This window comes from Shewanella sp. HL-SH5, from assembly GCF_051163755.1.
Lineage (GTDB): Bacteria > Pseudomonadota > Gammaproteobacteria > Enterobacterales > Shewanellaceae > Shewanella > Shewanella glacialimarina.
The window spans coordinates 1329960-1341907 of sequence record NZ_CP195038.1 but is presented as its reverse complement, the minus strand read 5'-3'; the positions used below and the strand labels follow the sequence as shown (position 1 = coordinate 1341907).

Sequence of the window (11948 nt, the reverse complement as noted above, 5' to 3'; positions counted from 1 at the left end):
AGACTTATTACAGAGTATATTGGGGTGATGCACTCAGTTTCAATGGTCAATACGAAAAAAGGAGCCCATTGGACTCCTTATTTTTCAACTTATTACCTAGCTGTATATTTATTACTCGCCAGAGGCCGTTTTCGATTCACTACTTTCATAAATCAAAATAGGTGCAGACTCACCTTTAACGACTGACTCATCAACCACAGCTTTAACCACACCTTCTTGAGAAGGAATATCGTACATGGTATCAAGTAAGATACTTTCAACAATTGAACGTAAACCACGTGCGCCTGTCTTACGATTCATTGCTTTGTTAGCAATGGCTTTTAAGGCATCTTCGCGAAATTCAAGTTCTACATTTTCCATTTCAAACAATGCGGCATATTGCTTAGTTAACGCATTCTTAGGTTTGGACAGAATTTGAATTAAGGCATCTTCATCAAGTTCAGTCAAAGTGGCTACAACAGGTAAACGACCAATAAATTCAGGAATTAAACCAAATTTAACTAAATCGCCTGGCTCAACTTGACCTAAAACTTCAGAAATAGTCGCTTTATCTGCTTCGCCTTTAACTTCAGCCCCAAAACCAATGCCGGTTCCTGTGTTTATACGTTGTTCAATGACTTTTTCTAAGCCCGCAAACGCTCCGCCACAGATAAATAAGATTTTAGAGGTATCAACCTGTAAAAACTCCTGCTGAGGGTGCTTACGTCCACCTTGCGGAGGAACTGCTGCAACGGTGCCTTCAATCAATTTAAGCAAAGCTTGTTGAACACCTTCACCTGACACATCTCGGGTAATCGATGGATTGTCAGACTTACGGCTGATTTTATCAATTTCATCAATATACACGATACCGCGTTGTGCTTTTTCAACATCGTAATCGCATTTTTGCAATAACTTTTGAATGATGTTTTCAACGTCTTCACCTACATAACCCGCTTCGGTTAAAGTAGTTGCATCAGCCATCGTAAATGGCACATTGAGTGAACGCGCTAAGGTTTCAGCCAGTAATGTTTTACCACTACCGGTTGGACCTATCAGTAAAATATTACTTTTACCTAACTCGAGGCCACCTTTTGGAGACGCATTTTTAAGGCGCTTGTAATGATTATATACCGCCACGGCTAATACTTTTTTAGCTTTATCCTGGCCGATAACATAATCATCCAAATGATTACGTAACTCATGGGGCGTAGGCAACTTGTCATCATCACGTTTAGGTGAAATCTCTTTGATTTCTTCACGGATAATGTCATTACATAATTCCACACACTCATCGCATACATACACCGATGGGCCAGCAATCAGTTTTCTGACTTCATGTTGGCTTTTTCCGCAAAAAGAGCAGTACAGCAATTTTGTGCTGTCACCGTTATTTTTGTTATCGCCCATTATTATACCTCTGGTTGCAGCCTAGACCTGACGTCTGAGCTCTGCTTGTCGATATACTCTCAAGCCGTATATCTGAGTTATTCTCACAATTAAAGTAAGAATAACCCAGTCACAGCAAAAAATCAGCTTGTATTAGCTTCGAGTGGTAATTACTGAGTCAACTAAGCCATATTCTGCCGCTTTAGTGGCACTCATAAAGTTGTCACGGTCGGTATCACGCTCAATAACTTCAATCGGTTGACCCGTATGTTCAGCAAGAATTTCATTTAACTTATTCTTAATGCCTAACATCTCTTTAGCATGAATAGCGATATCAGATGCCTGACCTTGGAATCCGCCTAATGGTTGGTGGATCATCACGCGTGCATTCGGTAGGCAATGACGTTTACCTTTTGCGCCAGCGGCAAGCAAGAATGCACCCATGCTACAAGCTTGTCCCATACATACTGTGCTCACATTTGGCTTAATGAACTGCATGGTGTCATAAATAGCCATACCCGCAGTAACAGAGCCGCCAGGTGAGTTAATATACAAAAATATATCTTTGTCTGGGCTTTCTGACTCTAGGAACAATAATTGAGCCACAATTAGATTAGCCATGTGCTCTTCAACTTGTCCTACTAAAAAGATCACACGCTCTTTTAATAAACGAGAGAAGATGTCGTATGAACGTTCACCTTTAGCCGTTTGTTCAACAACCATAGGTACAAGAGCATTAAGTACAGATTCTGGCGCTTTAAACATTATTCATTTCCCTAAAATAAAAAATGGCTCGTATGAGAACCTCATACGAACCATTATAAATGGCTAACGCCTTATTAAGTCAAGCGAAGGTTACGCGCGACCGGTAGCCTTGTTCATAAATTCTTCAAAAGCGACGTCTTTAACGGTTACTTTTGCAGATTTTAGCAATGCTTCCACGGCTTGTTCTTCTAACGCAACGTTACGCATGTTTTGCATCAGTTCTTTGTTGCCATTGTAGTAAGCAACAACTTCTGATGGATCTTCATAAGCTGAAGCCATAGATTCGATTAATGCATTAACACGAGTATCTTCTGCTTTAAGTTCGTTAGTTTTGATAACTTCACCTAATAAAAGACCAATCTTCACACGACGCTCAGCTTGTTCAGCGAATAGATCCGCTGGTAGCTCAGGCATGTTTTTAGCGTCGCCGCCAAAACGTTGCATAGCTTGCTGACGTAAAACATTCACTTCACCGTCAACCAATGCTGATGGAATAGTAATGTCATTAGCGGCTAGTAAACCCGTGATAACTTGCTCTTTCACGTTAGCTTTTAATGCTTGATCAAGCTCGCGAGTCATATTTTTACGGATCTCAGCTTTAAGCGCATCTAAGCCACCGTCAGCAATACCGAATAGTGAAGCAAACTCGTCGTTAACTTCTGGTAAGTTAGCCGCTTGAACTTCAGTTAAGGTGATAACGAACTTGGCCGCTTTACCTTTTAAGTTTTCTGCATGGTAATCTTCAGGGAAAGACACTTCGATTTCGAATTCATCACCTGATTTATGACCAATGATACCGGTTTCAAAACCAGGGATCATACGATTGCTACCAAGTTGAAGTTCGAAGTCATCAGCTTTGCCGCCTTCGAACTCTTCGCCATCTACGCTGCCAACAAAGTTCATTTTAACTTTGTCGCCGTCAGCCGCATTACGCTCAACAGCTGCATAAGTAGCGTGTTGCTTGCGTAGCGTTTCAATCATTGCATCAACATCAGCGTCATTCACTTCAGCTTTTGGTTGCTCTACTTGAATGCTATCTAAACCAGCTAGTACAACTTCTGGGTAGATTTCAAAAGTAGCAACAAACTCAAAGTTTTCGCCTTCAACTTTACCCGGTGCAAATACTGGCGCACCTGCTGGGTTTAATTTTTCAGCAACAATCGCTTCAATGAAGTTGCGTTGCATGATTTCGCCAGTCACATCTTGACGAATTGCAGCACCATAACGTTTTTCAATTACTGAAGCAGGTACTTTACCTGGGCGAAAGCCAGGAATACGTGCACGCTTAGCTTCACGTAATAAATTGTCTTTTACCACTTTCTCAATTTGTCCAGCAGGAACAGAAATGGTTAGGCGACGCTCTAGGCCTTGAGTTGTTTCAACAGAAACTTGCATTGTTTTACCTCGAAATATGTCTAACGTCCTTTGTAGTAGTCGACATTTCAACTACTCAGTATTCGTTTCTTGACCATGGTTTTGACTAGAAGACCCAGCACAGCTATTTATAAATGCTGAAAACGCTGTTGGCACTAGTAGCTCATAATTGATATTTATCAAGACGCGACATTATAGCTAGCGTTTTTTGCTTAGTCGAGCATCAATAGTGGCTTTTAAGACATAAAAAAAGCGACCTAAGGTCGCTTTCGATATAATCGAACAAATTACGTTCGATTGGTTCATCATATTAATATTTTTCTTTAAATACTAATTTGAGAATAATGGGGTGACTGATGGGGTTCGAACCCACGACAACCGGAATCACAATCCGGGACTCTACCAACTGAGCTACAATCACCACTGAAATGGTACACCCGGCAGGATTCGAACCTGCGACCACCCGCTTAGAAGGCGGGTGCTCTATCCAACTGAGCTACGGGCGCATGGTACAGCTTTCACTGTTTCCTGTCTGGCTTAACAAGTTTATCACTTGTCACGTTATCTTTTTAGTATAAACATAAAAAAATAACTTAAATTTGGTCGGTGATAGAGGATTCGAACCTCTGACCCTCTCGTCCCAAACGAGATGCGCTACCGGGCTGCGCTAATCACCGAAACGTTATTTAAGAATATATAATGCTATATAGTCTCAAGAACGGAGCGCATATTAACGAGTCACTTTGCTAGCGTCAACGATTTTTTTAATAGAATAATCTATATGGTGCTTTAAACAGCAAAATAATGATTAGCATCATAGCGCGAATAGTTTATTCACTGTATTTTCCTAGTCTAGCAAATGACACTCTTTCATACGCCTGTTAGAATAGCGTCCGATTAACCATCACCAATCTATACCTGTGTCTCTCAAAGGAAACTCTACAGCCATGTCTGCTCAAATTATTGACGGTAAAGCCATTGCACAATCTATCCGCAACACTCTTAAACAAAAAGTCACAGCTCGAAAAGACGCGGGACTTCGTGCACCCGGACTGGCGGTGATTTTAGTCGGCAGTGATGCAGCGTCACAAGTTTATGTCGGCAGCAAGCGTAAGGCCTGCGAAGAAGTCGGTTTTGAATCACAATCCTTTGATCTTGATGTATCTACAACAGAAGCAGACTTACTGGCATTAATCGATAAATGCAATGCAGATCCTGCAATTGACGGTATTTTAGTGCAATTACCTTTACCAGCACATATTGACGACTCTAAAGTCATAGAGCACATTCGTCCGGACAAAGATGTAGATGGTTTTCACCCTTACAACGTGGGTCGTTTAGCGCAACGCATTCCTGTGCTGCGTTCTTGTACACCTATGGGCATTATGACCCTGATAAAATCAACCGGCATTGATACCTATGGCTTAGATGCCACCGTTGTTGGCGCATCTAACATTGTCGGTAGACCGATGACATTGGAGCTATTACTGGCAGGTTGCACCACGACAACATGCCATCGTTTTACTAAAAATCTAGAACAAAAAGTGCGTCAAGCCGATCTTGTGATTGTTGCAGTGGGTAAACCTGGCTTTATACCAGGAGAATGGATCAAGCCTGGTGCAATCGTGATTGATGTTGGTATTAACCGTTTAGACAATGGTAGCTTAGTCGGTGATGTACAATATGATATAGCCGCACAAAATGCAGCCTTTATTACCCCAGTTCCTGGCGGCGTTGGCCCGATGACCATTGCTAGTTTGCTTGAAAATACCCTATATGCTTGTGAGCAATACCACAGCTAACAGGTCAGAAAAGCTTGTATAAAACATGCCTGCTTGATAGCAGGCATTTTTATTGCAGAAAATAATAACCCTAGTTCAGCTTAGTTATACCTGCTCCATTTCATCCCAGGATTGTTTTTTACGATAAATAGTCGATGGACTGATATCTAACATTGCAGCCGCTTTAGGGATATTCCCTTCACATAAGTTAATTGCATTTTCTATAGTGCGCTTTTCTGTTTTCCACAATGGCTCGATAACCTGCTCTGTTGTTATATCCGTATCATGCAGAATAACAGCCGCAGTGTCATGTGCTGCAATTGAGGATGAGCTAACTTGCTCTATTACCTTAGTGTTAGGGGCTATTGACGCTGCTACTCGAGTTTTTCCATCATTGACAATACGTGCAGGCAACATGGTGATATCCACTTCAACGGCCTCATTGAGCACCACAATTTGACGGATCACATTTTGAAGCTGCCTGACATTGCCAGGCCAGTGATATTCATTCAACACTTTTTGCACCGCGTGATTAAAGCCTTTAAACGGTTTGCCTTCTTCTTTAGCGTATTGTCCAAGCAGTTTATTGGCGATTAACATAATATCTTTACCGCGTTGATTTAACGGCGGCAACTCAATAGGAATAACATGCAAACGATAATATAAATCTTCTCTAAACAAGCCATCTTGCACCTGCTGCCAAGGATCTTTATTGGTTGCGCTAACAAACCTCACATCCACCTTTTCATCTTTAGAGCCACCCACACGGCGGAATACTCCGGTTTGAATAAAGCGCAACAGTTTACTTTGCAACTCTAAATCCATTTCACAAATTTCATCTAAAAATAATGTTCCGCCATCGGCCTGGGTTGCGGCACCATCGCGCTGACTCACTGCCCCCGTAAACGCCCCTTTGGTATGACCAAAGATTTGGCTTTCAATTAAATCTTTTGGAATTGAGGCACAGTTTAACGCAATAAATGCCTTATTTTTACGATTGCCTGCATTATGAATCGCTCGTGCGCAAACCTCTTTACCTGTGCCGCTTTCGCCGAATATAAATACAGATGCTTTACTGTTTGCCACACAATCAATGGTTTTATAAACGGTTTGCATTGCCAGCGACTCACCAATAAACCCTTGGTAGTTAGCCTTGGGTAAACTGTTCTCATATTGAGAGACTAGTTTGACAAGCTGACGTTGCTTCATTGCATTGCGAACCGTAATTGCCAACCGCTTACTGTCAAATGGCTTAACCAGAAAATCAAACGCACCAGAGCGCATAGCATCAACGGCAATATCAATCGTTCCATGGGCTGTTATCATAATGACTGTCATCTCTGGATGACTTTGCTGGACCTGTAAAAGAATATCCATACCGGACATATCAGGCAGTTTGATATCTAAAATAAGCAAATCAGGTGGTTGACGGTCAATTTCTTTTATCGCATCGGCGCCATATTGCACCAATGTGACGTCAGCACCTTCGCTGCACAAGTATTCAGTATATAACGCACCTAGCGACATACTATCTTCAACCAAAATGACTCGAAATCCCATAATATTCCTCTGAAGTATTAGAGTTTATTCTTCTGTATTCAATAAGTAAGTTTGTTTAATCGCAGCAATACTCTGCTCTGCAATGTTAATGGTTTGTCCAATTAGTGGATTAATTGGCTGCTGTTTAAGCCTTGCAGCCGCTTCTAATACTTTGGCCACTTCATATAATCTTGTGACACCAAAACTACCCGAGCTACTCTTTAAAGTATGAGCTTCATCTTCTATTTTACTAAAATCATCATCTGCGTTTATGTTATTTAATATGTCGATACGCATTTGGGTTTCTTGACACAAAACGTCTAACATTTTTTTCAAACTGGGTTCACCAATCACCTCAATCAAACTGTTTATCACATTGATATCGATTATCTGCGTTTGAGAATAATCCAAAAGCGCTACCTTTATTGGCTTCTGCAATGGGATTTGAAGGTCAATATTCAGATGACTTTTCACTGCCATGTCAGGCGCGAGTTGTAAATCTAATGTTTGGGTTGTTTTTGGTGATGTGTTAACAGTCTTGTGGCGTAGCTTTGCGGTATTTAACCACTGCGCCACCGTTTGAATTAGCACTTTGCTATTAACAGGTTTACCAATAAAATCAAGCATTCCCGCTTGAGTGCAAGCCGCTAATTCTTCTTTAAACACATTTGCTGTCATCGCTAAAATAATTTGTTGTGGTTTATGCTGCAAAATTTTACTGGTGGCTTCTAAACCATCCATTTCAGGCATACGAATATCCATCAAAATAATGTCATAATCATCCGCTAGGGCCATTTTAACTGCTTCTATACCATTATTAGCATAGGCTAGTTCTGCACCTTGCTTAGTTAACATGGTGCCCGCAACCATCTGATTTGCAGGACTATCTTCGGCTAATAAAATTTTACTATTGGTAGGGAAGACAGTAATTTCCTGTGATTCAATTTCAATATGACTCTCTTGAGTTGCACCACTGATCAAATTCAATAACATGGCTCGACTAAGGGGTTTATTGACAACTTGCTCAATGCCAATGTCATTTAACACTTGTGATATTTGAGCATTTACACCTGTGCTGAGCGCCGCTAAAATCCCCTTGGGTAATAAAAAATCCTGGTTCAATACTTTCAGCAACTTAGCATCGACCGTCATCATGCAAGAATCATCGATTAAAATCAGATCGAATCGTCCACGGATCTCAGAGTGTTTATAAACTTTAGCAACATCATTAATATAGATAGTTTCAACGCCATATTGCACGTATTGCTTTTTAACTAATTTACAAAGCTGTTCATTGGGATGAAAAATTAATACCCTAGCATGCTCTGGTAAACGAACATAATGACTCGATGTTTCAGAGCTTTCATCAAGGGTCACCATCACATTGAATCGACTGCCTATTCCCAATTCGCTTTCAACCGATATAGTACCGTCCATCATACGCACTAACTCGGCACTAATGGCCAAGCCTAACCCAGTACCATTATAGTTAGTTGTATGGGTGTCGTGTACCTGAGAAAATTCAGCAAATAATTTATCCTGAGCTTCTTTACTGATGCCTATACCTTGATCCGTTATCGCACAACATAATTCAACTCGTTCTTTATGGCTATCGGGGATCCACATTTCTACTGTAATACAGCCAGAATTAGAAAACTTAATCGCATTATCAACTAAATTATGGATAACTTGTCGAAGTCGCTGCGGATCACCAACCAATAGCTGCGGTACATTTCGGTTAATAAAGCTGGCTAGATGCACCCCTTTATCAATTGCTTTACTCTCTAAAATCTGTAATACCTGAGCCACCAACTTATCTGGTTCAAATTCATGGCACTCCAACACCATTTGACCCGCTTCAATTTTAGAGAAATCCAAAATATCATTGATGGTATTGAGTAAAGCATCACCCGCTTCTTTGGCCATAGTGGCATATACACGCTGTTCTTTTAACAGAGTTGAATGAAGCAATAGCTCAACACTGCCAAGCACCGCGTTCAGTGGCGATCGGATCTCATGACTCATAGTCGCCAGAAAGCGCGATTTTGCTTTACTGCCCGCTTCGGCTTGTTCTTTAGCAAGACGTAATTCTTCTTCTTTGGATTTTTGCTCAGAAATGTCACGTAAAAATGCTGTAAACAAAATATCGTCACCTAATTGAATGGGGATCACCCTAAGCTCAATTGGAAACTCTTCCCCTACTTTATTATGAGCAGGCACCTCAACACGCTTATGCAAAACAGCGCCCTGCCCAGTTTGGCGAAAATGCTCCATGCCTTTTTTATGCGCTTGTTGGAAAGCCTTAGGGATAATAAGTTCTTCTAAATGCTTACCGATAACTTCATCACGGCTAAAGCCAAATAATTTAACCGCTGCGGTATTAAACTCCACAATGCTACCAGTAATATCTATGGTGATTAATGCATCTTGACTAGCTTCTAAGGTCGCTAATAATATCGACTGAGTTCGGGCTGCAGCTTCTTGATTGAGCTTAATTTCGGTAAGGTTTTTAAGGAAACCTAAAAATAAAACTTCCTCATCAATAATCATTTTTGAAATAGATAATTCAACTGGAAACTGTCGGCCATCTTTATGCTCAACCTTTAACTCCTGTCCTACACCGATAATTTTCGCACTCTCCCCTTCTAAATAACGTTTCATATAGCCATCGCGCATAGGACGCTCATTCATGGGCATCAATTTAACCACATTTTGACCCACTAACTCTTCTTTAGTGTAACCAAAAAGATTTGTAACAGACTGGTTTACCTCACTAATAACACCATCAAGATTTATGATAATAAATCCATCAGCGGCAGACTCTAGAATGGCGTTCAGCCGAATATTCGCCCCTGTTAATGCATGTGTTCTGGCATCGACATTACGTACCATATGATTAAAGGCTATGGTTGTTTGTGCAACTTCGTCTTGACCAGACACTGGAATTTGAACGCCTGTTTGGCCGTCTAATATTAACTTAGATGCATTTTGCAATAGAGATAAATTGCGGGTTAAATAGGTGCCTAACAACCAGGAAAATAAAGCCACCAGCAGCATTTCAAGTGCAGCAATAGAAAAGAAGCGCGTAGAGGCTTGAACCAGTAATGCATCAAAACCAGAACGGTCAAAGCCAATTTTAACTGAACCAACATCATTCTTTTGATTAATTATTGGCATTTCAATATTAAAAATATGATCATTTTTATTTGACGGTGCAAAATCATTAACTCCCCAAACAGCAGTGTTATCCTCTTTATGCATAGCAACGATTAAGTCATCACCTCTATAAATATAGACATAGGCAATCTCTTGTTGCTGGCTCAGTTCTGTTACAAGAAGGGTTAACTTAGGTTTATTAACGTCAACTAATGCATCTTTAGCGGCAACAGAAAATAAACTCACCGTCAATTGAGCACGTTTCTCAATTTCAATCTGATTTGATTCTTTAAGGTAACTGACACTGGTATAAACCAATAAAAGAAGCAACACACCCTCGATAATTGCAATGCCTAAAATTGTTTTTAATCTAAAAGACAAATTATTGCTCCCTTTATTAGCTGGCCGCTAAAACGTTTGATTTTACATCACATAATCACTATGGATGACGCTGTTGCATTTTGCAATGAGCACGATGCAATTTGATAATTTATTGATGAAAACTTAAAACCAATAAATATAAAGCATTGTTTAATATAGTTATTAAATTATGGAACGGCTATTGCTATACCAATTAAGTATAAACACGGAGTGGTTTATTTGCTGTTGCATAATCAATGATGCAGGCATAACTGAAAACTGGAGTCACAGATGAATTTAACTGAAGCCCCCCATAACATTAGTATTTTGCTTGTTGAAGATACACTAAGTGAACGCTTATTTATCGCCAGCATTTTGCAAAAGGTACAACTTGATGGTTGTACTATGGCATTGCATCAGGCTGTAGATGGAGAAGAAGCGTTTGCGATTTGTCAAACTCAAGCAATTGACTTAGTGGTAAGTGATTGGCGTATGCCAAATCTTAGCGGCATAGCACTTTGTAAACGTTTGAAAGCCGAAATCTACACGCCTTATATACTGCTGCTGACAGGTAATAATGAAACGGAAGATCTCGTATATGCATTGCAATCAGGTGCTGATGACTACTTAGCAAAGCCATTTGATCCCAGAGTATTAACCATTCGTGTCATAGCTGCATTACGACTAATAAAAACTCAAAAAATAATGCAAGCTCAGCACAAAGCGCTCAATGACTCGCACAAGCAAACTATAAAGTTATTAGCTGAAAAAAAAGCCGAACTAAAGCAGGCCGCACAACTTCAACACTCTTTGTTACCCGCCAAACGTTTCACCCAACAGCAATGGCAGGTAAATCATTACTTTCAGGCTGCCACCGAATTAGCGGGCGATGTGTTTCAATGTTTCAAAATTAATGAGCAGTGGATGGGTTTTTTTCTGATTGATGTATCAGGTCACGGTGCTGGCGCTGCAATGCAAAGTTTTACCTTGGCCCAGGCGCTCAACCCCAATAGAGCCAATTGGCATACTAGCCCAGATCTATTGATGGAATATATTAACCAAGTCTTTTTTGACCCCAGTGATCAAGGGCAGTTTGCCACCATGATCATTGGCAAAATGAATTGCACTACAGGTGAATATGAACTGTGTAATGCAGGGCACCCTCAGCCTCTATTAATCAGTGAAAATAGTTGTGACTCAATTAATATGCAATCCAGCCTCCCCATTGGGATAGATGAGAATACCCAATACGTTAATTGGCAAGGTAGGTTAAGCGCTAATCAACAGCTAATGATTTTTTCCGACGGGATTTATGAAATGAATAACCCGACTCATGGAATGTTTGGGCTACAAAGGCTAAAAACGCTTTGCACCCTGAAACAAACCATCAGTGGTGATGCCATGATGCACCACATACGTCATGCCTTATCTGATTGGAAGCAAGGTGATGGCCAGGATGACATGTCGATTATGCTGTTTTCAAATAACACACACAGTCCAACCATTACTCAACCACAGAGTACAAGTCAATTACAGAATACCGCTAAAGACCCGAGTAATAACTTATTAACTCAAATAACCCCCTCGCCATTATCCGTGGCATAA

The 11948-nt window shown here is 40.6% G+C and carries 7 protein-coding genes and 3 tRNA genes; 2 read left to right on the top strand and 8 right to left on the bottom strand.

What is annotated here, in order from left to right; all coding sequences use genetic code 11:
• Positions 1 to 111 precede the first annotated feature (111 nt).
• The 6 genes from clpX to ACRWQM_RS05765 form a co-directional block, all read right to left on the bottom strand.
• A complete protein-coding gene (gene clpX, locus ACRWQM_RS05790; RefSeq protein WP_434931545.1) occupies positions 112 to 1389 on the bottom strand; it encodes an ATP-dependent protease ATP-binding subunit ClpX in 1278 nt (425 codons plus the stop codon).
• A 132-nt stretch (positions 1390 to 1521) separates the two neighbouring features.
• Positions 1522 to 2133, bottom strand: a complete 612-nt coding sequence (gene clpP / locus ACRWQM_RS05785; RefSeq protein ID WP_226414549.1) for an ATP-dependent Clp endopeptidase proteolytic subunit ClpP — start codon at positions 2131 to 2133, stop codon at positions 1522 to 1524.
• Between the two features lie 90 nt (positions 2134 to 2223).
• Positions 2224 to 3528, bottom strand: coding sequence for a trigger factor (tig, locus tag ACRWQM_RS05780; RefSeq protein ID WP_434926629.1), 1305 nt, complete (start codon positions 3526 to 3528; stop codon positions 2224 to 2226).
• 324 nt (positions 3529 to 3852) lie between these two features.
• Positions 3853 to 3928 (bottom strand) — tRNA-His (locus ACRWQM_RS05775).
• A gap of 8 nt (positions 3929 to 3936) precedes the next feature.
• Positions 3937 to 4013 (bottom strand) — tRNA-Arg (locus tag ACRWQM_RS05770).
• 94 nt (positions 4014 to 4107) lie between these two features.
• Positions 4108 to 4184: transfer RNA gene (locus ACRWQM_RS05765), tRNA-Pro, on the bottom strand.
• A 270-nt stretch (positions 4185 to 4454) separates the two neighbouring features.
• On the opposite strand from ACRWQM_RS05765, the gene folD reads away from it, so the two are divergent.
• A complete protein-coding gene (gene folD / locus ACRWQM_RS05760) occupies positions 4455 to 5309 on the top strand; it encodes a bifunctional methylenetetrahydrofolate dehydrogenase/methenyltetrahydrofolate cyclohydrolase FolD (RefSeq protein WP_434931544.1) in 855 nt (284 codons plus the stop codon).
• Positions 5310 to 5393: 84 nt separating this feature from the next.
• On the opposite strand, the gene ACRWQM_RS05755 is transcribed toward folD, so the two are convergent.
• Entirely contained in the window at positions 5394 to 6848 is a 1455-nt protein-coding gene (locus ACRWQM_RS05755; protein ID WP_434931543.1) for a sigma-54-dependent transcriptional regulator, read from the bottom strand.
• Positions 6849 to 6872: 24 nt separating this feature from the next.
• Positions 6873 to 10364 (bottom strand): PAS domain S-box protein, encoded by a 3492-nt coding sequence (locus ACRWQM_RS05750; RefSeq protein ID WP_434931542.1) that lies wholly within the window; start codon positions 10362 to 10364, stop codon positions 6873 to 6875.
• Between the two features lie 270 nt (positions 10365 to 10634).
• Here ACRWQM_RS05750 and ACRWQM_RS05745 point away from each other — a divergent pair, with 270 nt between their 5' ends.
• Positions 10635 to 11948 (top strand): SpoIIE family protein phosphatase, encoded by a 1314-nt coding sequence (locus tag ACRWQM_RS05745; RefSeq protein WP_434931541.1) that lies wholly within the window; start codon positions 10635 to 10637, stop codon positions 11946 to 11948.

Bases quoted from the DNA above. Each gene is read 5' to 3' on its own strand.
- clpX (WP_434931545.1), bottom strand. From the start codon at position 1,389: ATGGGCGATAACAAAAATAACGGTGACAGCACAAAATTGCTGTACTGC.
- clpP (WP_226414549.1), bottom strand. From the start codon at position 2,133: ATGTTTAAAGCGCCAGAATCTGTACTTAATGCTCTTGTACCTATGGTT.
- tig (WP_434926629.1), bottom strand. From the start codon at position 3,528: ATGCAAGTTTCTGTTGAAACAACTCAAGGCCTAGAGCGTCGCCTAACC.
- folD (WP_434931544.1), top strand. From the start codon at position 4,455: ATGTCTGCTCAAATTATTGACGGTAAAGCCATTGCACAATCTATCCGC.
- ACRWQM_RS05755 (WP_434931543.1), bottom strand. From the start codon at position 6,848: ATGGGATTTCGAGTCATTTTGGTTGAAGATAGTATGTCGCTAGGTGCG.
- ACRWQM_RS05745 (WP_434931541.1), top strand. From the start codon at position 10,635: ATGAATTTAACTGAAGCCCCCCATAACATTAGTATTTTGCTTGTTGAA.